Consider the following 24,234-nt stretch of genomic DNA (forward strand, 5'->3'; position numbering starts at 1 on the left):
ATTTGGTTCTCACTTTAGCTAAAATTCTTGCAAAAATTTCATGATTTCTTGATACATTTTCAGAGGCTGTTCCGCCTGAATTAAGTGACCACAATTTGCTATTATTCCTGTGTCAATTTTAGGATTCAATTCTCTTGTAGCATAGGCAAAATGATAATCAAAAAAGGGTGAATTTTGTCCTGCTAAAACGAGCATAGGAACTTTTAAGCTAACTAAAACGTCCCGCCAATCCTGCTCAGCATGATCTATTCGACAAAGATAATTTTCTTCAGCATTATACGGATATTTTTGGGCTTCAATTTTGGCCTTTTTAAACATCTCATCATTGATATGAGCATAAATACCACTGCCCTGATCTATCTTTAAATAATCCGGATAATTTTTCCAAGTTAAATCTTTAAACCCATAGTGCCAAGTGCTGTCTTGAATCATTTTTGGAGGTTGATCTAAGTCAACAATTGCCTGCAATCTCTGGGAGCCAAATAGTGAAACATAAGCCCAAATGTTTGCGGCTCCCATGGAATTGCCAACAGCAATAATATTGTTTAAATCTAATCTGCTAATGAGCTCAGCTAAATCAGCTGCATGGCGACTAATGCGTTGCCCCTTAAATGTTCTTTGAGAACGTCCCTGATTTCGAGGGTCAATTATGATAATGCGGTAATCCTCTGTAAAAAGCCTTACAGCCTCTTGCCATAATGCTACGGAACTACCTATGCCGGGAACCGCTAAAAGAGGTTGACCGCTTTTTAATGTATCGTAATAAGTTATTCGAATACCGTCATTAGTTATAAAATTGTTTGCCTTAAGCATTTACCAAATTCCAATAACTTTCATCCATAAAGTGCCTATCACACCGAAAATCAGTAAATAAAGAATTCCTAAGATAAAGTTATATTTCCACCATTCACTCTGCTTAATGTAACCAGTTGTAGCTAATATAGAAGCCGGTCCGTTAGCATAGTGAGTAGTTGAAGCATTAATTGCACCGGTAAACGCCAAGAGCATAGCTGATAATCCTAATGGAGCTCCTGTAGCAACAGCAACAGATAAGAATGGCAAGTATAATGCTGTCATATGTGCAGTACCACTTGCAAAGAAGTAGTGGGTGTAAAACATCAAGATCACTAAAACGGCTAATACTATTTGCCAGCTTATTCCGTGAAGACTAGTCTGAATAGTCTTGGAGAACCAGTCAATGAAGCCAAAGGAAATAAGTTTACTTGCCATAAATATTAAAATTGACAGCCAAATTAGAATGTTCCAAGCTCCAGTTTGGTTTAAAGCATCTTTCATAGTTAAGACACCAGTTAGCAGCAACAAGCCGACAGCTAAAAAGGCTACAAAAGTAGAATCTAATTGAGGAATTTTGAAGATTCCGGATAAAACCCATAATATAATAGCCAGCAAAAATACTATTGACATAATCATTTCAGGCTTTGTCACTGGTCCCATTTTTGCTAAACGGTCACTGGCCCATTTTTTAGCATTGGGAGTTTCTTTAATTTCTGGAGGAAAAATCTTATAAATCACAACTGGAATAATAATAGTTGCAACTAGAACAGGAACTATCGCTGCTGTAAACCAGCTGATCCAGGTCATATTATAATTTTTCTGTGCTGCCATTTGAGAAGCCACCATATTAGGAGCAGCACCTGTAATAAACAGAGCAGTTGACAGAATGTTGGCATGGAAGGCTGTAAAACTAAGATAAGCTCCGATTTTCTTTCTTGAAGGATCATTAGGATCAGAATCATAATCTTTAGAGATTGATTCTGTCACCGGCCAAACTACACCACCTGTACGAGCACTATTTGATGGTATTAAAGCTCCTAAAACTAATTCCAAACCGGTAATAGCATAGCCGATACCAATGGACTTCTTACCAAATTTTTCAATCATCCAATACGCAATCCGATTACCTAAACCGGTTTTGCTAATACCATAAGCCATGATAAAAGCCATAGCAATTAGCCAAGAAGCAGAATTACTAAAGGCGCTGAGAATACCAGAAGTTACTTTACCAGTTTTGGGATCTACAACATCTTTGATTGGAGCTAAACCAACTAAAACTGTCACTATCAGTCCGATTAAAGTAGTACCACCTATGGGCAAAGGCTTTGTAATACAGCCAACAATAGTTGCTACAAAAATGGCAAACATCTCCCATGCGGAAGCTGACAAGCCAGCCGGACGCAAAGGCGTGATGCACCAAAGGATAACGCCAATCACTAAAGGTAAAACAAAGCCCTTATAATTAACTTTTTCAAGTGTTTTCATAGTAATTACCTATAATTTTCCGGGCGATAAAAATCGTCGATAATTTTATAATTCTTATTCTTTAATTCATCATCAAGCCAATCTATATTTCCTGAACCATCATGAAAACTAGCTGCTTTTGCCTCATCCTTTTCATGAAAATTCTGAACAATCGGCAATAACTCCGTTGCTTCTTCCAGAGCAATTTTGATAACACCGTCAGCGTCGCCTAAAATGACGTCACCTGGGTTAACACTTACGTTACCACAAGAAACCGGCACATTAATTTCTCCCGGTCCTTCTTTATAGGGGCCATCTGGAGTGGTACTTACAGCATAAATAGGCAAATCCCAGTTGCTTAAACTATCAATGTCTCTTATTGGCCCATCAACTACTACACCAGCTACATGTCTTTGATCCCGTAGCCATGTCATCATTACTTCACCAATAACTGCCCTGGTATTATCATTTTCATTATCGATGACCACCACATCACCCTCTTGGCAATATTTTAAAGCTGCATAAATAGTTAAATTATCACCTGGGCGGTTATGAACTGTAAAAGCTGGACCACACATTTCTTCATGTGGGTGTGACATCAGCCTGATTCTGGGCGACATTGCACCTGTTCTATTCATACAGTCAGCCACATTTGATGAGGGCAGCTTTTTATATGCAGAAACTACTTCTTTTGCGGGAAGCTTTCTTTGTAAAAAAATTCTCTTACCAACCTGCATTATTCATGCCTTCTTTTTAATTAATCTAAAGCAATATTATTTAGTACTTCTTGCATTTTGGCAGCCGAATCCACCATTTTTGCCTTTTCAGACTCTGAAAGTTCAGTCTCAATCACCTGGCTGATTCCAGACCCGTCAACTACTGCAGGTGTGCCTAAATAAAGTTCGCTTTTAATGCCATACTCACCATTAATTGGTGCAGATAAAGGCAAAGCAATTGAACGGTTAGTCAATATTGCGGTAACAATTTGCGTTAACATCATCGCAATGCCATAAAAAGTTGCACCTTTATTTTCAATTATTTTTCCACCTTTTTGACGAATATTCAGTTCAACTTGGTTCAAAATATTATCATCAATATGAGCAAATTCTGTTAGTGGCTTACCGCCCACAGTTGACTCATCAAAGTTTTCAAATGAAGTATCACCGTGTTCACCTAAAACCATGGAATTAACCCCAGCCACCGGAACATCTAATCTTCTGGCTAAATCAACCTTTAAACGAGCAGTATCTAGTGATGTACCTGTCCCAATTACTTTGTTTTTCGGAAAGCCAGATAGTTTTTGGGTTAAAGTTGTCAATATATCAACTGGATTAGCAGAAACTAAGAAAATACCATCAAAGCCCGATTCGACTACTGGTTGAATGATACTTTTCAAGATGCTAACATTTTTATTCACAAGATCAAGCCGACTTTCTCCTGGCTTGCGGGGAACACCTGCTGTAATTACCACCACAGTAGCATCTTTTGCATCAGAGTATTCACCAGAATGAATATTACACTCGCCTGTAAAAGGCAGTATATCTTCCAAATCCATTGAATCTCCCACCGGACGATTCTTGACCACATCACAGATTACCAGCTCGTCAACACTAGTATGTTGCAACAAGTCATTTGCAAAAGTTGAACCTACAGCTCCGTCTCCAACCAATAATACCTTCTTATTCATTAAGTCATTTCCTTTCAAATTTTTTAAAAATGTAATCCTTTACATCCACATTATAAATTTTATTTCTGTTATTTGCAATATTTAAAATAAATAATTTATTTTTTAATTTTTTAAAAATGAAAACAGTCTTACATATTTAAAATTCGGTTTGTCAATAAGGTAAAAATTAGTATTTTTGGCATACCCGTTTACCTAAAAACCTAAAATAAAAAGCCCTTCGTCGCTGCTAAACGACAAAGAGCTTTAAAATTGCTAAACATAATCTTGCTTATGTAAAATAAAAAGCAGTAGACAAATCAGTGGCAAAACCCCAGCTTACAAAGCGTGGAATCTGACAAAATACCTAACAATATTATCAACGGCTAACAATTCTTTTTTAAGCGCCAATTTAGTTAAATTATAGTTATTGGTTTTTGACAAACTTGCTCATTTGTATTCCTGCTTGCCTGCCAAAAATGACAGTTTCAGCAATCGAGTTGCCACCAATTCGGTTATTTCCGTGTAATCCACCTGAAACTTCTCCCGCAGCATAGAGGCCTTTAATAATGTTACCGTCTGTATCATAAACTTCGGTTTTGGGATTGATATGGATACCGCCCATAGTATAGTGGATAGCTGGGTTAATATGAATTGCAAAGAATGGTCCCTGCGCAATTTGATGCTCCATTCCTGTTGTTCTGCCAAATTCTTTATCTGTTTTATTGGTGACAGACTCATTCCAATTAGTAATAGTTTCATTCAAGTTCGAAGCTGTGACACCAATATTTTGAGCTAGATCAGAAATTGTTTCTCCGTGACTAACCAATCCTACGTGATCATAAAATTCAACAGCAGTAAAGTTGTTTCTAATACCTTGATCGAACACCAAAAAAGCACCGTTCTCATTTAAGTTGCTAATGGCGTCAGAAACAATTTTACGTGTACTTAACTCGTTGACGAATCTTTTACCAGATTTGTTAACGAGAATAGCTCCTTCTCCTCTTAAGCCTTCTCCGATCAAGTAGACGTGATCAGTATCAGTTTGTGCAGTTGGGTGCACTTGAATAAAGTCCATTTGCTCTAGCTGTGCATCAATTTGACTAGCAAGTTTTAAACCATCACCAGTAGCACCAGGCTGATTCGTAGTCTTATAATTTACCAGGTCAGGACGATATTTTTTAATTAATTCTTTAGATGAACCAAAGCCACCAGAAGCTAAAAGAATAGCGTTTGCACTCACTTTTACTTGTCCATTCAGAGTATCAACCTGAACACCAGTTACTTGCTCTTTGTTATCTTGTATAAGCTTAGTTACTTTTGCATTATTAAAAACTGGGATTTTATCTTCTTGTATTTGCTTTAAAGCTCCAGTTACTAAATAATTGCCGACTGGTGCCATTGAAGCAGGACGGTGAGCTCTCTTCTTGCTCATCCCACCAGTAATAGTTAAATTAGTTAGCTCTATACCGTGATCCATTAGCCAATCTATTGCAAGAGCAGAATGATCGACAAAGTAGCGTAGAAGTTCACGATCATTCATCATTCCTCCACCTTTAATAGTTTCACGGTAAAAGTCTTCTTTATCGTCTATAATTCCCTGTTTTATTTGAACAAGACTTTCAGAAGCATTCATTCCAGAAGAAGCTCTGTTTGTGTTCCCACCTAAATCAGAATTCTTTTCAAAGATAGCAACCTTCAGTCCTAATTCATGAGCCTGAATCGCTGCAGTTAAGCCGGCACCACCTGCACCGATTATAATTGCGTCGTAACTTTCTTGTATTTCAGAAGCCTTATTAGGCGTAAAAACAAATTTACCCATTGATTTCTCCTCTACAGAAATTTAAAAGATTTATTTTTCAGGATTAGTCTGAGAGATATTGGTCATCTCCATGTAATCCATCCATTCATCATATTCCTTTTCAGTTAATTTGCCACTTTTAAGGGCTGCTTCTTTAAGCGTTGTTCCTTCTTTATCTGCAGTCTGTGCAATCTTAGCAGCTGCATGATAGCCAATATGAGGTGACAAAGCCGTCACTGTCATCAAAGAACTTTCAAGTAAATTGTCCATTTTTGCAGCGTTTACCGTTAAGCCGGCAATCATTTTATCAGCAAAACCGTTAATGGTACCGGTTAATATGTCACAAGAATCCAGAAAAGCTGTGATCATGACAGTTTTATAGACATTCATTTCAAAATTACCTTGAGAACAAGCAAAAGTGATAGTTGTATCATTGCCAAAAACCTTTGCAGCTGCCATAGTCACGGCCTCAGCTTGTGTCGGATTAACTTTGCCCGGCATAATCGAAGAACCCGGTTCATTAGCCGGAATATTAAGTTCATGATAGCCTGCTCTTGGACCTGATGCCAGGAATCTTATATCTTGGGCTATCTTAAACATGTCGGCAGCCAAAGTTTTTAAAGCACCATGGACAACATCTATGCCAGAATGATGAGCTAAGCCCCAAAATTTATTGGTATTAACTTTAAAATCATGGCCGTAAACTTGAGATAGTTTGTCAGCAATTTTGACAGTCATTCCCGGTGCAGCATTAAGGCCTGTTCCAACAGCCGTACCACCGATTGCCAGTTCATATAATGTAGGCTTAAGCTCTTGGATATAAGATAAATCATGTTTTAAAGCTGAAATATAACCTGAAATCTCCTGCCCAAAAGTTATCGGAGTAGCATCTTGCAGGTGAGTACGGCCAACTTTGACGGTTTTCCAATACTTGTCCTGCTTAATTTTGAGTTCGTCAATTAAGTGTTGCACAGCCGGTTCAAGTTTATCTAAAGCTTCCACTGCCACAATATTCATTGCTGTTGGATAAGTATCGTTTGAAGATTGCCCTCTATTAACGTCATCATTGGGTAAAATATCCAAACTTGGGTGCATCTTGTTAGCTAGATTTGCTACTACTTCGTTAACATTCATATTGCTCTGAGTACCAGAACCGGTTTGTAATACGTGTAACGGAAAATCTTGACGCAATTCATGATCATCTAATTTTAATAGTTGATCAATCGCTTCCTCAATAGCCTGCCCTTTTTCTGCTGGTTCAGCGCCAACTTCTACATTTGATTCGGCTGCAGCTTTTTTTAAATGTAAAAAAGCACGAATAATTGCAAGTGGCATTAATTCGCCACTGGGAAAATTGTTACGACTCCTTTCAGTTTGAGGACCCCACAGTGCATTTTTAGGAATTTTAACAGGACCAATTGTATCACTTTCAACACGGTATTCTTCTTTACTCATACTAAATCTCCTTTTTCAAATGTTAGTATTTAAGCTATTAAAGCAGTAATATTCTCTTGCACTTATAATACAGGTTTTTAGTATTATTTTCAATATTTTAAAATAAAAGGGGTATCATTTTAAAATTTTAAAATTTATTTTATTTTAGCAAAAAAGCACTCTTATTGAGTGCCTTAACTAGTTATTTATATTTTTAGTGTTTCAGCATTAATAGCTACGATAACTGTTGACAAAGACATTAAAATCGCACCGACTGCTGGGGAAAGTAAAATTCCCCATGGTGCAAGTATACCCGCTGCCAGTGGTAAAGCTATGATATTGTAGCCTGCTCCCCACCATAAGTTTTCGATGGTTTTTCTTTGAGTATGCTGAGCAAGGTTGAGGAAACTGATAATATCAAGTGGTTCACTGTTCACTAAAACAACATCAGCTGAGTCCACAGCAACATCAGTTCCTGCACCAATAGCTACACCAATATCAGCTTTAGCTAAGCTAGGAGCATCATTGATGCCGTCTCCCACCATCATGACTTTGTTTCCTTTTTCCTGAAGTTGCGCGACAATTTTTTGTTTGTCAGCTGGCATTAAGCCTGAGTGAACCTCGGAAATTTTTAGTTTCTGCGCAATACTCTGAGCAACTTTTTCATTATCGCCGGTTAGCATCACCGGTGTAATGTTAAGATCTTTAATTTGCTTAATCAAAGCTGCTGCATTTTTCTTTATTTCATCACCAACTGCTACATAACCTAAAAGTTCATTTCCTGCAACTAAATAGCTGGAAGTGTAGTTTAAAGCATCAATTTCCGGGAAATGACTCACCAAACTTCTAGCAGCTTTTTCATTTACAAGTTGATATTCCTTTCCATTTAAAGTTCCAGAAACACCTTTACCATCCAAAGTCTTACTATTTGACAATGGATAGAGCTCAATATTTTTTTCCTTAGCAAACTGTAAAATGCTTTGCGCAATCGGGTGATTAGAATCTTGTTCAAGTGAAGCGATCAGTTTAATTACTTCATCTGCACTGTACGACTTATTCAAGCTGTCACATTTGCGCACTTGAAACTTGCCTTCCGTCAGAGTGCCAGTTTTATCTAAAAGCAAATAATTAATTTTAGAGCTGACGCTGATCACGTTGCGATTTCTGATCAATAAGCCATTTTTAGCACCGATTGAGGTACTCTTAGCATTTACTAAAGGAATAGCCAAACCGAGTGCATGAGGACAAGCAATAACTAATACAGTTACCATCCGTTCAAGACCACCAGAAATTCCGCGTAAGCTAGTCCAAACGATTAAAGCAATAATACCAAAAATAAGAGCAGCATAAAATAACCAGCTGGAAACCCGATCGGCTAAGTTTTGCAGCCGTGATTTATTCATTTGAGAAGATTGCACTAACTTATTAACATTGGCCAAGAAACCTGAATTTGCGGAGCTAGTAACTTTGACAGTTAAAGTACCAGAGCCATTTATTGAGCCACCAATTACCTTGTCATTTTCTTTGCGCGTAACTGCACTGGATTCTCCAGTCACAAGTGATTCATTTACTTGACTTGAACCGTTTAATACTACGCCATCAAGAGGAATACTTTCACCGGCTTTGACTAAGATGACAGCATTTTTTTGGACAGCATTAATTGCCACATCTTCTGTTCGGCCATTATTTTGAACGTGAACTTTATCTGGCAGAAGTTTTGCTAAATCATGAACTGAGCTATTCGCATTCATCACGGACATCATTTCAATCCAATGTCCTAAAAGCATAATTAAAATTAAAGTTGCCAATTCCCAAAAGAAATCCATTACATGAACTTTGCTGTTTAGTAAATTGTTTTCAACGAAAGCATAAATACTATAAATATAAGCAGTAGTGATGCCTAAAGAAATCAAAGTCATCATTTCGGGCTTTTTTGCTTTTATTTCATAAAATGCACCTGACAAGAAGGGCTCACCGCCATAGAAGTAAAGAATTGTGGCAAAAATGGCTACAACCCATTCAGAACCTGGAAAAGAAAATTGAAATGGCAAATGGACTCCCATTGCAGGGGACAAAAAGATAATTGGCAAAGATAATATTAATGAAAGCCAAAACTTTCTTTTCAAATTACCCATATGCATCATATGACCGCCATGCATCATCATGTCATGACTACCCATTTTCATCGAAGAGTTGGCGTCCATTGAATGATTCATATTTTTACTATGATTCATGTTCATATTATTCAAAATACTCAATCCTACCTTTTACATTAACAAAACTGCTTTTTCTTTAATCTACTTTTATAAACAGTTGTTGTCAAAAGATGCGCTTGAGAAATCGAACAATATTTACACAATTAATTACTTTTTTGCTTATGATAAAAATGGAAGATTAAACCGATTACTAATCCAATAACTGCCGGAATAACCCAGTCCATCCCTATGTCAGCAAAAGGAAGAAATTGTAATTGGAGTGCTCTTAATTGTAGTGCCCAGGCTTGTTTGCTAACCAGCGCAGGAAAAGACGCAATCATATCCAAAACGGCCGGAATAAAAGTAAAGGCGATACCCCAAAAGTAAACAACTGGATCATGGTCAAATAAGGAACCACAGATTGACAATATAATCAATACCATAGCGATTGGATATAAAAACATTAACATTGGTGTTGACCAGGAAATAATTGTGTCTAAACCAAAATTAGCAGTAATGAAGGAAACAATAGTCATACTTGTCAGCCAACCATGGTAACTAATTTTACTAAAACTGCGGTGAAAGTCTTGCGCAAAAGCGGCAATCAAACCGACAGCTGTAGTTAAACAGGTTAGTGTAACTAATGTAGCAAGTAAAGCATGACCAAAGTAACCCAGATAATAAGTCACTATTTGGTTAAAGACAGTACCGCCTTCAGCAGAAATTTTAAATTGATTTAATGTCGTTGCTCCAACCCAAATTAAACCAACGTAAATGACACCAATTGCACTTGTGGCAATCACACCGGCTCTGGCAGTCACTTTTGCGTTACTTTTCGCCGAAGTTTTTCCAAGTTGGCGTACGGCCGAAACTATTGTGTAGCCAAAAGCCAATCCAGCCAGTGCATCCATAGTGTTGTACCCTTCCAAAAAACCATTAAAGAAAGGTGCACTTTGATAAGCCGCAGTAACATTTTGATTTTGGGCAGCACCCATTGGAGAAATAGCCGCTAATAAAAAAATTGAAAATAACAGCAATAAAAACAAAGGATTTAAAATTTTGCCGATACTGGTCAAAATCGTAGATTGTTTATAAGAAATAATAAAAGCCAAAATGAAGAATATTGCCGAGAATATTAAAAGTGCCGGCTTAGTGGCTGATTTCGGCAATACCGGCTGCAAGCCAACTGAAAAGGAAATACTCGCGGTCCGCGGTGTGGCAAATAATGGTCCTAAGGTCAAATGGATTAAAACCATAAACGCGAGAGCAAAACTATTTCCCAAAGGTTTGCCAATATCGTAAACCCCCTTAGCATGACTGGCACTAATAGCTAAAACGGCTAATAGTGGCAAAAGCACAGCCGTTACTAAAAAGCCAAAAGTGGCCATTCCCCAATTTGCTCCTGCAAGCTGGCCTAAATGAAGTGGAAAAATTAAATTACCGGCACCAAAAAATAGACCGAATAGCAATGATGCAACTACTAAATATTGTTTCCAAGATAAAGGCTTGGTATTAACATCTCTTTCGATTTCTTCCATTACAGTTCCTCCTGAAAAATATAAACACTTAATATAGATAAAGGGCCTTGATAAATTTATTTAGGTAATAAAAAAGCACCCTTGATTTGAAAATCAAGGGTGCTTAAGCACGGTACCACCTATATTACTGCAATAATTATCATTAAAGATGACAAAAACACAGTCACTTCACGTACGGCATACTGCGATACGCTAACACGTTAATGGGTGTACCCAATAATAGCTACTAACTTTCACCATATAGCTCAAAGTTACTTTCAGCTTACCATCACGGTCCCTTTTCAGCAACAGGACTCTCTAAAACGTTACTTGCAAACTTACTTATCTTTTCATCGCTTTATCAATATTAAAGATATTTTAATCAATGACTTATTTCCTGTCAACTATATTTTAGTGAAAATGATTAAGTCAGATCCTAATGCTTTTAATTTAGCTACTGTAGACAAATAAAACTAATGCCTTATTGCTTAAAGTGGCTGTATATTTTGATGTGCAACTATTTTTCAGTAATCAGACTTTGAGCTATGTTAAAAATTAATTTCATTCAACAATTTTTGTACCATGTAACTGGTCTACCTGCAATCTTTCAGCAATTAAAGTGCTATTTTTGGCGGTAATGCCACCACCTGGTAATATTTCTATCTTGCCGTTTGCCCAGTTAATAATTTCTTTTAGATGAGAAATGGTATTTAAAACAGGAGTTGATAACTCTCCGCCATGTGTCAAAATTCTCTTGACACCTTTATTCGCTAACCAGTTTAGTTCATCTTCTTGCTCAGTTAAAGGTATTGCGTCAAAAGCCATGTGCATAAGAACATCAATATCTAAAGATCTGGCTAGAAATATAAGACGCTCCATTTTTGCTTTATCCAAATGATTTTGGGAGGTTAAACAGCCAAAAGCCACTCCTTGAGCACCTAATTTAGCTGCTATTTCTAAATCACTGGCCATTATTTCAATTTCACTTTCACAATAACAAAAATTTCCACCCCTTGGCCTAATCATCACAATAACTGGTATGTGAAAATTAGAGGCATAACTAACTGCTTTTTTGATAACTCCATAAGAAGGCGTGGTGCCACCTAATGCTAAATTATTATTCAGTTCAATTCTGTCAGCACCTTTATTAATAACATAAGGAATTTTAGCAAAATTTTCTACACAGGCTTCTTTTAACATTTAACTTCACTTTCTTCCTAACTTTGGTTACTTTACCGGTGCATTGATTTTGTTTTGGTAGTCATCTAACCAGGCTTGAGAAATTGGTTCAATTTTGGTGTTATTGTGCAGCCCCGGATTTGCCATTAATATCTGAGGGCCTTGCTTTTTAGCAGCAATACAAAAAGGAAACTCCACGTTAGTTGCTACGCCCCACTCGCCTTTTTTATTCAAGGCAATGAGGGAAATTTCGCCTACTTGACCATAACGCTTCTTTAAATCATTACAAAACGGATAAACTGTAGCATCACAGGCTTCCTGGGGAGACTTTCCTTCTGCCATTTTACGGACTATTTCGTATGAAAGGCAGCCCTTCATGATGTCTTCTCCTAGGCCAGTTGCAGTCGCAGCTCCAATGTGACTATCTGCATAGAATCCTGATCCGGACAGAGGTGAATCGCCGATTCTACCATTTTTCTTCATAAATAAGCCAGAGGTTGATGTAGCAGCTGCCAGCGAATTATTTTGATCAAGAGTTATTGCTCCTACGGTATCATGACCATCATAAGGATGCAGGTCTGATTGAAGTTGCTGTTTTACTTTGTTCTGCCAGATAGTTTTGGCTCTTTCAGTCAACATATTAGTCATTTCAAAGCCATTCTGCATTGCATATTTAGTCGCTCCTTCTCCGACTAAAAAGCTGTTAGTCTTATTTAAGCTTAGTTTACGGGCTACCGAAACAGCGTGCTTTACGTTCTCAATTGCCGCTACAGAACCTTGCGCTAATGTGTCACCGTCCATGAATGCAGCATCCATTTGGACAACTCCATCTTCGTTAGGAAGTCCGCCATATCCTACAGATTTATAAAGAGGATATGATTCTACTTCTTTTATCAAATTTTCAACAGCATCCCCAGCACTTGCATCCATTCGCAGCAATTCTGCCGCTTTCACCAATCCGTCATACGACATACTCCAAGTTGATATTACAGCCCAATTATTCATTTAAACCGCCTTTTTTAATTCAATATAGTTTTAATAATACTAAACTAGAGCAGCAGAAAACAAGCACCCAAGGCAATTTTAAGGAGAATGTAACCCATTCTAGTGAAAATCGTTGCTGCTAAACTCTTTTCTATAAAAAAATTAAAATATGTTAGCAGAATAAGCTCAACAGAACAATCAAAAATATTTAGCACATAAGCATTAAAAGTTTACTCGATAATTATTTTGGAACTAGAAGATTTTTATGAAATCAAATTGGAAAGGAAAAATGGATTGAGAAACAAGAAACACCCTCAAATTTTACAAATTTGAAGGTGTTACTATAAGCTAATGCTTTTCTTTTATACAATAACTTTGAACAATAATGCAGCAATTACTCCGCCTAAAAGTGGGCCAAAGATTGGAACCCAGCTATAAGCCCAATCTGAACCACCTTTATTGGCAATCGGCATAAATTGGTGAGCCAGTCTAGGTCCCAAATCACGGGCTGGATTAATCGCGATTCCAGTCGGTCCTCCTAAAGACAAACAAATCGCTGTAATCAAAAATCCAGCTAACAATGGATTAAATCCTGGAGCTAATTTTGTATTGGTCAATCCTAACAAGCCAAATACCAAAACAAAGGTAGCAATCGTCTCAGTAAAGAAATTCCAACCGTAATTTCTTATAGCTGGTGTCGTAGCAAACGACCCTAAAATGCCATCTTGATCAGTTGTTTCTTGCCAGTGAGGAAAATAGGTTAGCCATACTAAGATACCACCGATAAAGCCTCCAGCTGTTTGGGCCAGCATATATGGCAGAACGGAAGACCATGGCAACTTATTGGCAATTGCCATACCTAGTGACACTGCAGGATTAAAGTGACCCGGGCAAAGCCAGCTAACACAGAATACACCAAACGTCACGGCAAAGCCCCAGCCAAAAGAAATAACGATCCAGCCACTGCCCTTTGACTTCGACTTATTCAAATTGACACCGGCACAAACGCCATCTCCAAGCAACACCAAGATAATAGTTCCGAGGAACTCTCCCACTACTTGCATTGTTAAGCTATTATTCATTTTTAATCTCCTACTTCGATTATTGGACTTCCTTTTGAAACCCAAAATAATGTTTAGTAGTAAATTACTCCCAGATCCAATATATTATAAAATTCTACCTATGTAAACCCTTTCTTTAAATAAAACTATCTTTCCAAAAAATCTCAATTTGTTGTTATTTTATAACATAAGATTTAAAAGAGTTTCTAAATTTTTCGGCTAAAATTAAGTTAAGATACGTTTAATGTTATTTTTACTCAATATAAATCTGGTATTTATTCTATTTCTTTAGGGCTAGGGGCTTAAGCTGTCCTTCTATCTCCGTTAACTCGACCCCCGCCTCAATTAAAGTAGCAGCAGTATAAGCCCCTTCGATAAAGGCTACATCATATAGATGAATCTTTTTAGAAGTCATTTCCGTTGCTAGTTCAAGATTCATTTTGGCACTACCTAAATCATAAAATGCCAATATTTCATCAGCTTTATTTTCAGAAAAAGCATGCAAAATTTTGTCCATACTGGTGCCAATATCATCAGCGTTAGTTCCACCCGCAGTGGTAATTGACAAATCTTTTGCAACCTGTCCCAATAGCTCAGACAAACCGGTTACAATCTCTGGAACATGGGATACTAAAGTAATGCCTAAACTCATAAGATACCTTCTGTTTCAAGTAACGCCTCAAAAAGGTACCCACTTGATTGCGAGCCAGGATCAACATGGCCTTTTGATCTTTCGCCTAAATATGAAGCACGACCTTTTTTGGCAACTAAGTCTTTAGTTGCCTCTACAGCTGAAGCGATTTTTTCCTGTGTTAGCTTATTGGTTTTAACTTCTGGAACTAATGCGGTCCACACATCAACCATGGTTTTATCACCAGGTTCAGCACCACCACGTTTTTTAATACCTGTCAATGCAGCAGCCAGTAAGTCTCCTATGTCTGAACTTGTGCTGCTTTTCTTCGCCATTTCCAAGAAAGCAGTTCCATAAAGTGGACCAGAGGCACCACCAACTGTAGAAATGAGAGTCATAGCGATTTGCTTAAAAGCATCTGTGATGGTTTTGGGCTCAGTACTTAATTTTTGACTAACCGCTGTCATACCTCGGCTCATATTAAAACCGTGGTCACCATCGCCAATCGCAGTATCCAGATCACTTAAAAATTGCTTATTTTGTTCAATTTTAGCAGAAAAATTATTCATCCATTCAATCACATTTTTAACTGTTAAGCCCATATTAACTTCTCCTTTTACCAAGCGATTGTTTCTACTGGCTGATTGAGATAATCAAGCCACTTGTCATCAGCTAATTCAAATATTGTGAGTGAAATACCTGCCATATCAAGCGAAGTCATGTAATTACCCACTTTCATGAAAGCTGGCTTGACATTGAACTCTGCTAGTTTGTTAAGTAAATCATTACTAAAAATGTACTGTTCCATTAATGGTGTAGCGCCCATACCATTTACCAACACAGCATATTTCTTATTTTGGTCTAAATGCATTTCATCATTTAATTTGCCCACTAATTCCGTTACTAAATCTTTAGCAGGTTTAATCTGTTCACGCCGGTATCCAGGCTCTGAGTGAATACCAACACCGTATTCGATTTCATTATCTTTGAGAACAAAACCGGGTTTACCTGTTTCAGGATTGGTAGCAGCAGACAAAGCAACCGCAATTGTTTTAATATTAGGCAATACCTTTTTGGCTGTCGCATCAATCTCGTCTAGACTGGCACCATTTTGAGCCATTGCCCCTAAAATCTTGTGCATAAACAAAGTTCCGGCTACTCCCCGTCTTCCTTGGGTAAATGTACTATTTTCGACGGCAATATCATCATCTACCACAATTGACTTGACCTTAATGTCGTCCATATCAGCCATATCTTTAGCCATATCAAAATTCATCACATCGCCTGAATAATTTTTAATTACTAAAAAAACGCCCTGACCTTGATTAACCGCCTTAATAGCCTCATATATTTGATCTGGAGTTGGGGAAGTAAAAACTTGTCCGCAAACAGCTGCACTAAGCATTCCTTTGCCCACAAAACCAGCATGAGTAGGTTCATGACCTGAACCTCCGCCACTGACAATACCGACGTTGCCCGTCATAGAATCTTTATCTGCTCTCATAACAGCTTCAGTATCCTTAACCTTGGCAATATACTGGGGATATGATCTGACCATTCCTTCAACCATTTCCGGTACAACATTTGCTGGATCATTAATAATCTTTTTCATGAAACTTGCTCCTTAAGTAAAAAATGTAACGCTTACATAATTATTATATCAAGTAAGATAGCCATAAACCATTCTGGCTTTAATAAATTTAATTTTTTTGTCAAAAAAACTGTAGCCACATCAGTTAAAAATAGGACTACAGTTTTAATATTAAGTCTTTTAAAGCAGTTATTTTCTGACAACTTTATATCTATTTGATCTGTCATCATTTGGTTGCTCTGCAGCATGTCCGCATGCCACAATGACACTAGTTTCAAAATCTTCTGGAACTTCCAACTTTTGTTCTAAACTTTTAGCAGAATTTAACACATTTGCCGCATTCATTAGATAAACTGAACCCAAGTTAAGTGCTGCTGCCTCTACCATCAAATTTTCTGCAGCAACTGAAGCATCTCTCTCACCAAATTCATTATTTTTTTTGACATTAATAATAAACAATAAAGGAGCATTGTAACAAGCATTGCTTGTTACCTGTTCAATTTCAGATAACAAATTCTCATCTTCAACCACTGTCATCTGCATCACATCAGCTTGGTGCATACCACAAGGTGAAGCTTGAAATGCTGCTATCAATGCTTTTACGTCGTCTTCAGAGACTTTTTCAGCCGTATATTTCCTGATAGCTACTCTTTTTAAAACTGCATCAGTCATTTTAGTACCTCTTTCTGTAAATTCTTTAACTACCATTATTGTAAAGCAATTTTTAATTAGTCTTATGAACTATATCAGACCATTTTAGAAATTGGGTATTAGAAATTCCCGCAAATTTTTGGCCATTGATTTTCCTCACATAATAGACCGGAATTTTTACTCCTTTTTTAACAAACGGATATTTATTTCCTATTACCACTAGTCTACCCTTTTTGTCGTAAACTTTGGCATTCGTCTTAACCTTGTAAACTTTAATTTTAAGAATTTTAACATTTCCCGGTTTAATATATTGTTTTTTCTTACTTTTAGTACTTAGCTGTAAAAAACTGTGTCCTTTGGCAGTATTAAGGCCGGAAACATATACAATTGTTCCTTTCTTCAATTTTTTATTTTTTATCTTTTTGCCTTTATTATCATAAATATATGCCGGCTTTTTTAATATGACACTTTTTTGCAAATACTTTAAAACTTTATTTAAATTATTAGTATTTTTGAAGGAATTGCCAGCAGCAGATGTTTCGTTTGGGCTAGTTTGTTCCTTATTGCTATCACTTTGAGTCGCAGTATTTGTTTCTTTAGCTGTAGCAGGATTCTGTCCTTGAATTGACGAACTTGCAGCTGCAACTGGGTTACTAACGGATAGCCCCAATACTAAAGCAGTAATTCCAGTTAAACTTAGCAATAATTTTTTCTTCATGTTAATACCTCTTTGCTAAAACTTTATTTATATACATTCTACTACTTTGAATAAATAATTTCTTTGGCAAAATCTAAGATAAGTAATTTATTTATAACGTTTGCACACTAAGTTATTTTTACAACTTATATTATGAGGTATCTTAACATGTTTTGCTTTATACTAATAAATAGTGAAAATAAACAAAAAACTGGTAAAGGAAGACTTTATGAATAATCCTCTAAAAGAACCGATCGAAATATTGGTTACTATTGACCAAAACTATATCAAACCACTTGAAGTGATGATGTATTCCCTCAGACTTAACAATATGACTGAGGAATTCCATGTCTGGTTAATTTATGATAATATTGATCAACATGCTCTAAATAAACTTAAAAAGTTTGGTACAAAAATCAGAATTAAAGTATCGACTCTAACTATGAACAGAAAAATCAAATTTCCAAATTCATTGCTAAACCTGCATGATTACCCCAAGGAAATGTACTTTAGGCTACTTTCAAGCAAAATTTTACCTGCAAACTTACATAGAATTATTTACCTCGACCCGGACATATTAGTTATAAACTCAGTAGTGCCATTATGGCAATTAGATCTTGAAGGTAAAATGTTTGCTGCTTCGGTTCATGAGGGTTTAACAGACATTATGAGTTCAATCAATAATATCAGACTTGGGACTTCAACTGGATACTTCAACTCAGGAATAATGTTAATGGATTTGGACCAAATGAGAAAAAAGATCAAAATTGAAGATATTACTCAGGCAATTGAACAACATCATGACACTTTGATTTTGCCTGATCAGGATATTCTAAACTACTTATATGGCGAGGATATACTCAAAATTCCTGAAACACGGTGGAACTATGATGCAAGGGCTTTTTCAGTTTACTTGACGAGAAGCACTGGTGAAATTAACACAGAATGGGTCATGAAAAACACTTCAATTTTGCATTTTTGCGGTAAACCCAAGCCCTGGCAAAAAGAAAAACATTCTCGCTTCAAGCCTCTTTATTTAAACTATCTACAAATGGTCAACCGCTTGTTAGAGCAGCAAAAATTAAGTTAACATTTAGCTTTTTACTATTGAAGGTAGCATTATCTGTGCTAAAATAATAAAAGTTGCCGGATATCAAGCGACACAATGCTTTAGGTGGATTAGTATAGAAAAAATACGAACTATTTAACAGCATTGAATATGTATAAATTTTTATAGAAAAGAGAAGAATTATGGCTTCAATTAACAAATCTGAACTCACTAAAGAGGTTGCAGCAAAAGCAGAACTTAAGCAAAACGTGGCAGAAAAAGTCATCGATGCTTTAATCGGATCAATCAAGGATAACTTGGCTAAAGGTGAAAAAGTACAAATTATAGGTTTTGGTTCTTTTGAAGTACGTAATCGTGCAGCTAGAAAAGGCAGAAACCCACAAACTGGCGAAACTTTAACTATTCCTGCAACTAAGGTTCCTGCGTTTAAACCTGGTAAAGCTTTGAAAGATGCAGTTAAATAGCTCTATATTTAAATACGAAAAAAACAACGAGTTTACCTCGTTGTTTTTATTTTTTTATATTTTTTAGCGGCTTTGATGATTTAATTTCTTAGCGAAAAAGTCACCGATCACTTGAACGATAAATATCAAAATGATGACTAGTACCGTTGCAACAAGTGTTACATCGTTGTTAAAGCGGTTATATCCATATGAAATTGCTGTATTACCCAAGCCACCTGCACCAATGGCTCCTGCCATTGCAGTCAAACCAATTAAACTAATAATTGTAACGGTAGAAACACGAGCAAGTTCTGATCTCGCTTCATTTAAATAAACACTAAAAATAATATCCCAAATCGTAGCACCCAAGCTCTGTGCTGCCTCAATTTTACCGTGATCAACGCTTTCTAAAGCCACTTGAACTTGACGAGCATAAAAAGGAAACACGCCCAATGTTAATGGAACCAGAGCTGCTTTTATACCAATCTGAGTCCCGACAATTTTTTGAGTAACAGGTGCTATAAATGCCAGTAAGATAATAAACGGAATAGCACGAAAAATTGAAACTATTTTATCGCATACATTGAACCAGAATTTATTAGGTCTAATGCCATCACTTTTGGTCAGAACTAAAATTACTCCGAAAATTAAACCTAAGATTCCCCCAAATATTCCGGACCAAAAAGTCATATATAATGTTTGAAAAATGCTGGTTCCCCAGCCAGTATCACCTAGCCAGCCCAGTTGCACAACATTGGGAAAAACTCTGCTAAACCAACTACTCATAAAGATCCCCCTTTTCGTTCAAACGAGTAACAGCGACTTTTTCTTTTCTCAAATAATCTACTGTTTCTTGCTGTTTTGTCTTATCACCTTTAACTTGAACAAGCAGAGTTCCAATTGGCTCATCATCAAGCAGTTCTACGTTACCATATAGCATACTAGCTTCAACCCCGACTTTACGGTATAAATCAATAATGATAGTTTTAGTAACGTTAGCCATACTATAAACAAGTTGATAAATAGCTTCATTATCGTTATCTAATTTATTAATCTTAAGAGACCTTAGAGTATTAATAACTTCCAAAGATCCACCAACAAAACTCTTAGTTAAATCTTTTTGCGGATGCAAGACTACTTTACGGAGATTGCCATTTTCGATCACCTGACCAGATTGCATTAGCGCTACTTTGTTACAGATTTTTTTGACGGCAGCCATTTCATGTGTGATCAGTACGATGGTTAGGTTAAGATCTTTTTGTAACTTCTTTAATAAAGTTAAAATTTGCAATGTATTTTGAGGATCAAGTGCACTCGTAGCTTCATCAGAAATCAATATATCTGGTTCGTTTGCTAAAGCCCTGGCAATAGCAACTCTTTGCTGCTGACCCCCAGAAAGTTGAGCTGGGTATGAATTTGCTTTATCTTTTAAATCCACCAGGTCCAACAATTTTAATGACTTTTCTTTAATTTCTTTTTCTTTTAAGCCGGAATGTTTCAGGGCAAAAGACACGTTATCAACTACGCTAATTTCGTTTAATAGGTTGAAATTTTGAAAAATCATGCCGATTTTTCTGCGAGCTAGTTGTAAATCCTTATTAGCAATTACTTGCTTACCATCTTTGACAAAGTCAGTACCATTTACCTTAATATTGCCTGCAGTTGGTTTTTGTAAAAGGTTGACTGTTCTAACTAGTGTAGACTTACCTGCTCCGGAAAAGCCTACAATGCCATAGATATCACCCTTTTCAACTGTTAGGCTGACATTATGGACAGCCTGAACAATTTTGCCTTTTTTACTAGGGAAATCCACACTAACGTGTTCTAAATCAATAATACCCATTTACAATCTTCTCCGATCATTAAAACTTAACGTCCCAAGCAGGTTTAGTCATATCACCATAATATTTTTTGTCCAGACGCTTAGTTTCAGCTGTTTGATATGCCTTTACCACTGCCTGGTAATCCTTATTCTTTTCCTGACCTTTCTTTGCACAAATGATGTTTACCCATTGCAGAGAATCTTTGTTAACAGGCTCAACAAAAATTGTCTGTTTTTTACCTAGACCAGCAGGACCCGCAAAGTCATTATTAACAACGGCGGCATCAACTGAATTAATTACTCGACCACATTGATCGGCACTAACTTCTTTAACTTTAATGTTTTTAGAAGTTTTAATTACATCAGCAGCAGAAACTAAAATCTTGCCTTTGCGTAACTTGATCAGACCAGCATTTTTAAGAACGAAAAGTGCGCGAGATTCATTACTTGCATCATTAGGCACAGCTATAGTTGCGCCCTTTGGAATATCACTGAGTTTGTGATACTTCTTCGAATATAGTCTAATAGGGTTAATTTCGGTTCGACCAATTGCAACTACACCACCGTGATTTGCTTTGTTCCACGCTTTCAAAAATGCATAGTGTTGAAATGAATTAAGATCGATATCGCCACTTTTAACTGCCTTGTTAGGTTGATTATAATCAGTAAAGTTTTTTATCTTGATTGTTACTCCATATTTTTCTTTAGCCAATTTTGCAGCTTTGTTCCAAATAACTTGTTTTGGCTTTGTTTCACTAACAATACCTACAGTAACAACGTGATTGCTCTTTTGGTCACCACTTTTTTTACCAAAACTAAACCAACCGACAGCAATAATTATAATTGCTGCAATCACTCCGATAATTATATTGCGACTCTTTTTTGTCATCAGAAAAACCTCCCAATTTTTCAATAAAAAAAGCACTCTTCCTCAAATAAGGACGAGTGCTTCGTGTTACCACCTTTAATTTGTCTATTACTCACGTAATAAACCTCAACAGCTATCTAACAATAGCTTGCAATTATAACGGATGCAATTCCGCCACTAGCTAAATATCACTAGCAGTCATCATTTCAAGCCCATGTTCACTAGGTCTTGTTAACTGACTCTCACCAAACATCAGCTCTCTTTATTAACAAAAACTTAGTTACTCTGCTTTTCAAGATGTATTAATTATTTAATTGTTTATTAATTTAACATTGAAAAAATATTCTGTCAACCAAAAAAGTAAATTATTTTTTGGTCGATTGGTATGATTTTATTATTGCGAAAAAATATTGTCCAACAGCAAAAGTGACAATGGCCATGCCAATTACTTGCCACCAATAGTTATGATTTAAGTTTTCTGCCAGAAAAAAGCTGCTAATTAAGATCATAATACAGATTATAAAAGTGATCGTTGAAGTAATAACTTGTTTCATGTTATTTCTCCTTTCTCATATATGTTAGAAATTTATAAGGATAAAGATTAACGTTGTCAGGCTGATGAAATTCTTTTTTGACTAAAATGAAGTCATCATAATTAATTTTCGTCATTGTGACATCAGCTTTAAAAGTTGCTATTATTTCAGTTTTTTCTAAACAATCTACCTGATTTTTTAAAGCGTTAAAAACCGAATTACCACCTATCACACAGAGGTTTTGCTGTTTATGCTCCTTGATCCAGTCCTGTAATTCTTTGACAGATTTAATAATTGAAACCTGGTTATTATTACGATATTTATTTTTTAATGTTAAGCTGGTCGTCAAAACAACGTGTTTGCGCCCCGGTAAAAGATGAGGCAAGCTCACGAAAGTTTTGCGACCCATGATAATTGGATGTCCATAAGTAATTTTTTTAAAGTGGTGTAGATCTGCAGGCAATTTCCAAGGTAAATGTCCATCTATACCAATTTGGTGTTTTTGATCTTCTGCCCAAACAAAAGTAATCATTAATTCGCCTCTCTCTTTATTATAGCGCTTTATTTAGCGGATTTCTTAGCATCTGCTTAGCTTTACCAATTATCTGGAATTAAATCTACGTATTTTTATGTGATTTTTACCTATTTTGTTGCTATAGTAATTTAAGTATCTGAATAATTCGTTGGAGGGAAACATGGCTAAAACAAATCAACTAACTGAAGAAAAATATCATAAAATGAAAGAAACAGAAGCCGATCTTGTACGAGATTTACAAGCAGTTGTTAATGATCCCAAGCAAGAAAAAGTTTTAAGTGCTGCTATTTTTAAAAATCACCAGAAATGGCTGCAGATTATCATGCCAAATTATTCTACCAAAATTCACCTGGCTATTGTTAATGCCTATGATAATGATACACGCTATCAATCCTATTATGATGATAAAGCCGGTAAAGGTGCAACCAAAATCTTAAGTAAAATTGTGAAAAACCACTTGGAAAAATAAAAGAAGTCTTGTACACAAAAGACTTCTTTTTTGTTAATGAAACCAGTGAACATGCTTATCAGTAAAAGCAAGTAAATCATTGGTTAAATACAAAATATATGTTAAGAACAATGTGAGATTAGCATCACCTTGAAAGGCAGTGACTCCCCATAAAATAATTGAAAAAATTCCTTGCACAGTCCAAAAGTAATACTGCTCGCGAAAATGCAACATACAAAGAAGCGAGCCGGTAATCCCTATTGCACCCGCAGTTGCATCAATTACAGGACGTGGACTAATAAAAATTTTAGTGTCCAACAGATAAAGTAAAGCTAAAACTATAGTAAAAAAGCTAACTGTCATAAGCCATTTTTTCAGCGTTAAACCATGAATATGTTTTTCCGTATCTTTAGACCATGACGATAACATTAAGACTGGCAGATCTAATAACAAAATATAAATAGTTTGCAAAATCACATTAGCGTAATTTTTCGCATAGACAGAAATTATAATATAAATTGCAGCGGAAACTAAACCCAAGATGCCGTTAATTTGCCTAGCGTTAGTAATAGCAAGGGTGCACGTAAAGCCCAAAATGGCAGCAATCATCGTTAACAAAGAAATTTGGGTGATGGGCGATGCCACAGTAGCACCAATGATAATGCCTATTCCCAACATTAACAATAAATAGGTTTTAAAGCTCCAACCCCGCATTTGCTTAATATACCATCTTAATTTAAATATTTCAGCTCCTGGCTGAATTTTCATTCGACCTTCCTACCTTCTGCTTAAATTTAACAATGAAAAAAACATGTTTTCCATATTATCATAACTTTTAAGCAATTTTAAGAGA

25 protein-coding genes and 2 other annotated features are annotated in these 24,234 nt (G+C 36.3%); of the genes, 3 read left to right on the plus strand and 22 right to left on the minus strand.

The genetic code is table 11. The annotated features are described in order from the left end of the window. Nucleotides 1–18: 18 nt before the first annotated feature. The 16 genes from F5ESL0260_RS05070 to F5ESL0260_RS05145 form a co-directional block, all read right to left on the minus strand. On the minus strand, nucleotides 19–813 hold the full coding sequence (locus tag F5ESL0260_RS05070) for an alpha/beta fold hydrolase (RefSeq protein WP_122026119.1): 795 nt from the start codon (nucleotides 811–813) through the stop codon (nucleotides 19–21). Continuing rightward, nucleotides 814–2,280 carry a DASS family sodium-coupled anion symporter gene (locus tag F5ESL0260_RS05075; RefSeq protein WP_110446146.1) on the minus strand — a complete coding sequence of 489 codons (1,467 nt, stop codon included), beginning with the start codon at nucleotides 2,278–2,280 and terminating at the stop codon, nucleotides 814–816. Between the two features lie 5 nt (nucleotides 2,281–2,285). After that, nucleotides 2,286–2,996, minus strand: a complete 711-nt coding sequence (locus tag F5ESL0260_RS05080; protein ID WP_046324908.1) for a dimethylmenaquinone methyltransferase — start codon at nucleotides 2,994–2,996, stop codon at nucleotides 2,286–2,288. Nucleotides 2,997–3,016: 20 nt separating this feature from the next. Further along, a complete protein-coding gene (locus tag F5ESL0260_RS05085) occupies nucleotides 3,017–3,946 on the minus strand; it encodes an L-lactate dehydrogenase (RefSeq protein WP_122026120.1) in 930 nt (309 codons plus the stop codon). A 403-nt stretch (nucleotides 3,947–4,349) separates the two neighbouring features. Then, a complete protein-coding gene (locus tag F5ESL0260_RS05090; RefSeq protein WP_122026121.1) occupies nucleotides 4,350–5,744 on the minus strand; it encodes a flavocytochrome c in 1,395 nt (464 codons plus the stop codon). Between the two features lie 30 nt (nucleotides 5,745–5,774). Continuing rightward, nucleotides 5,775–7,178, minus strand: a complete 1,404-nt coding sequence (locus F5ESL0260_RS05095; protein ID WP_122026122.1) for a class II fumarate hydratase — start codon at nucleotides 7,176–7,178, stop codon at nucleotides 5,775–5,777. Nucleotides 7,179–7,363: 185 nt separating this feature from the next. After that, entirely contained in the window at nucleotides 7,364–9,397 is a 2,034-nt protein-coding gene (locus tag F5ESL0260_RS05100) for a copper-translocating P-type ATPase (protein ID WP_122026191.1), read from the minus strand. Nucleotides 9,398–9,516: 119 nt separating this feature from the next. Then, complete coding sequence (brnQ, locus tag F5ESL0260_RS05105) at nucleotides 9,517–10,890, minus strand: branched-chain amino acid transport system II carrier protein (protein WP_122026123.1); 1,374 nt, start codon at nucleotides 10,888–10,890, stop codon at nucleotides 9,517–9,519. Between the two features lie 92 nt (nucleotides 10,891–10,982). Next, nucleotides 10,983–11,232: a binding site (T-box leader), on the minus strand. Between the two features lie 198 nt (nucleotides 11,233–11,430). After that, nucleotides 11,431–12,069, minus strand: a complete 639-nt coding sequence (locus tag F5ESL0260_RS05110; protein WP_122026124.1) for a copper homeostasis protein CutC — start codon at nucleotides 12,067–12,069, stop codon at nucleotides 11,431–11,433. Nucleotides 12,070–12,096: 27 nt separating this feature from the next. Then, on the minus strand, nucleotides 12,097–13,053 hold the full coding sequence (locus F5ESL0260_RS05115) for a N(4)-(beta-N-acetylglucosaminyl)-L-asparaginase (protein WP_122026125.1): 957 nt from the start codon (nucleotides 13,051–13,053) through the stop codon (nucleotides 12,097–12,099). A gap of 341 nt (nucleotides 13,054–13,394) precedes the next feature. After that, nucleotides 13,395–14,114 carry an MIP/aquaporin family protein gene (locus F5ESL0260_RS05120; RefSeq protein ID WP_046324915.1) on the minus strand — a complete coding sequence of 240 codons (720 nt, stop codon included), beginning with the start codon at nucleotides 14,112–14,114 and terminating at the stop codon, nucleotides 13,395–13,397. Between the two features lie 259 nt (nucleotides 14,115–14,373). Continuing rightward, nucleotides 14,374–14,745, minus strand: a complete 372-nt coding sequence (dhaM, locus tag F5ESL0260_RS05125; protein ID WP_122026126.1) for a dihydroxyacetone kinase phosphoryl donor subunit DhaM — start codon at nucleotides 14,743–14,745, stop codon at nucleotides 14,374–14,376. Further along, complete coding sequence (dhaL, locus tag F5ESL0260_RS05130; RefSeq protein WP_110446154.1) at nucleotides 14,742–15,326, minus strand: dihydroxyacetone kinase subunit DhaL; 585 nt, start codon at nucleotides 15,324–15,326, stop codon at nucleotides 14,742–14,744. Before dhaL ends, dhaM begins: the two co-directional genes overlap by 4 nt. Before the next feature lie 14 nt (nucleotides 15,327–15,340). Further along, complete coding sequence (gene dhaK, locus F5ESL0260_RS05135; protein ID WP_122026127.1) at nucleotides 15,341–16,336, minus strand: dihydroxyacetone kinase subunit DhaK; 996 nt, start codon at nucleotides 16,334–16,336, stop codon at nucleotides 15,341–15,343. Nucleotides 16,337–16,504: 168 nt separating this feature from the next. After that, complete coding sequence (locus tag F5ESL0260_RS05140; RefSeq protein ID WP_122026128.1) at nucleotides 16,505–16,987, minus strand: nitroreductase family protein; 483 nt, start codon at nucleotides 16,985–16,987, stop codon at nucleotides 16,505–16,507. 52 nt (nucleotides 16,988–17,039) lie between these two features. Beyond that, on the minus strand, nucleotides 17,040–17,684 hold the full coding sequence (locus F5ESL0260_RS05145) for an SLAP domain-containing protein (protein ID WP_122026129.1): 645 nt from the start codon (nucleotides 17,682–17,684) through the stop codon (nucleotides 17,040–17,042). 208 nt (nucleotides 17,685–17,892) lie between these two features. Between F5ESL0260_RS05145 and F5ESL0260_RS05150 the strand changes: the two genes are divergently transcribed. Together F5ESL0260_RS05150 and F5ESL0260_RS05155 are read left to right on the plus strand one after the other, a co-directional pair. Further along, on the plus strand, nucleotides 17,893–18,753 hold the full coding sequence (locus F5ESL0260_RS05150; RefSeq protein ID WP_122026130.1) for a glycosyltransferase family 8 protein: 861 nt from the start codon (nucleotides 17,893–17,895) through the stop codon (nucleotides 18,751–18,753). 161 nt (nucleotides 18,754–18,914) lie between these two features. Beyond that, nucleotides 18,915–19,196 (plus strand): HU family DNA-binding protein, encoded by a 282-nt coding sequence (locus tag F5ESL0260_RS05155; protein WP_122026131.1) that lies wholly within the window; start codon nucleotides 18,915–18,917, stop codon nucleotides 19,194–19,196. A 63-nt stretch (nucleotides 19,197–19,259) separates the two neighbouring features. Here F5ESL0260_RS05155 and F5ESL0260_RS05160 read toward each other — a convergent pair whose 3' ends face one another. The 5 genes from F5ESL0260_RS05160 to F5ESL0260_RS05180 form a co-directional block, all read right to left on the minus strand. Further along, complete coding sequence (locus F5ESL0260_RS05160) at nucleotides 19,260–19,961, minus strand: methionine ABC transporter permease (RefSeq protein ID WP_122026132.1); 702 nt, start codon at nucleotides 19,959–19,961, stop codon at nucleotides 19,260–19,262. Next, nucleotides 19,954–21,018, minus strand: coding sequence for a methionine ABC transporter ATP-binding protein (locus tag F5ESL0260_RS05165; protein WP_122026133.1), 1,065 nt, complete (start codon nucleotides 21,016–21,018; stop codon nucleotides 19,954–19,956). The genes F5ESL0260_RS05160 and F5ESL0260_RS05165 overlap by 8 nt, the downstream gene beginning before the upstream one ends. A 19-nt stretch (nucleotides 21,019–21,037) precedes the next feature. Next, nucleotides 21,038–21,889: a MetQ/NlpA family ABC transporter substrate-binding protein gene (locus F5ESL0260_RS05170; protein WP_122026192.1), complete on the minus strand. Its 852-nt coding sequence runs from the start codon at nucleotides 21,887–21,889 to the stop codon at nucleotides 21,038–21,040. Between the two features lie 42 nt (nucleotides 21,890–21,931). Next, nucleotides 21,932–22,170 (minus strand) — a binding site (T-box leader). Nucleotides 22,171–22,230: 60 nt separating this feature from the next. Further along, on the minus strand, nucleotides 22,231–22,419 hold the full coding sequence (locus F5ESL0260_RS05175) for a hypothetical protein (protein ID WP_046324926.1): 189 nt from the start codon (nucleotides 22,417–22,419) through the stop codon (nucleotides 22,231–22,233). Nucleotide 22,420: 1 nt separating this feature from the next. Continuing rightward, nucleotides 22,421–22,930, minus strand: coding sequence for a dihydrofolate reductase (locus tag F5ESL0260_RS05180; RefSeq protein ID WP_122026134.1), 510 nt, complete (start codon nucleotides 22,928–22,930; stop codon nucleotides 22,421–22,423). Nucleotides 22,931–23,081: 151 nt separating this feature from the next. Between F5ESL0260_RS05180 and F5ESL0260_RS05185 the strand changes: the two genes are divergently transcribed. Then, nucleotides 23,082–23,402: a TipAS antibiotic-recognition domain-containing protein gene (locus F5ESL0260_RS05185; RefSeq protein ID WP_255410402.1), complete on the plus strand. Its 321-nt coding sequence runs from the start codon at nucleotides 23,082–23,084 to the stop codon at nucleotides 23,400–23,402. Nucleotides 23,403–23,435: 33 nt separating this feature from the next. Here F5ESL0260_RS05185 and pnuC read toward each other — a convergent pair whose 3' ends face one another. Continuing rightward, nucleotides 23,436–24,149: a nicotinamide riboside transporter PnuC gene (gene pnuC / locus F5ESL0260_RS05190; RefSeq protein WP_122026136.1), complete on the minus strand. Its 714-nt coding sequence runs from the start codon at nucleotides 24,147–24,149 to the stop codon at nucleotides 23,436–23,438. Nucleotides 24,150–24,234 lie beyond the last annotated feature (85 nt).

Source organism: Lactobacillus sp. ESL0260 (assembly GCF_003692935.1).
Taxonomy (GTDB): domain Bacteria; phylum Bacillota; class Bacilli; order Lactobacillales; family Lactobacillaceae; genus Lactobacillus; species Lactobacillus melliventris.